Genomic DNA, 301 nt, shown 5'->3' with positions numbered 1-301 from the left:
GGGTTGTCGAGCACTACGGCCTTGATATTTCTACGGCTATGCGAGCATTCTTGACGCAGATTGTGAATACCAATGCAATTCCTCTCTCGCTTGATTACGAACAGCAGAATGAGGAGAGTCTGATTGCCATACGCGAGACGAAGGAGATGATTACTAACGGATCGGGCGAGAGCTACAGCAACGCTCACGATCTGATTCAGGCGGCTTTGGCATGAGCGCGCGACTTGAAGCGAAGTTTGCCCCAGCATTTAGCCGAGATTTTAAAAGGAAAGCTCGTAAGCGAGAGTGGGATCTTGCTGAG

General features: G+C 50.2%; 1 protein-coding gene. It reads left to right on the top strand.

Annotated features, from left to right (window positions below; all coding sequences use genetic code 11):
• Nucleotides 1–215, top strand: a 215-nt coding sequence (locus NE591_RS14405; protein WP_256157000.1) for a type II toxin-antitoxin system RelB/DinJ family antitoxin, incomplete at its 5' end; no start/stop codon positions are given.
• Nucleotides 216–301 lie beyond the last annotated feature (86 nt).

The organism is Adlercreutzia sp. DFI.6.23 (assembly GCF_024462535.1).
Lineage (GTDB): Bacteria > Actinomycetota > Coriobacteriia > Coriobacteriales > Eggerthellaceae > Adlercreutzia > Adlercreutzia rubneri.
Note: the sequence above shows the minus strand (reverse complement) of the source record. Positions and strands in the feature narration are given on the sequence as shown.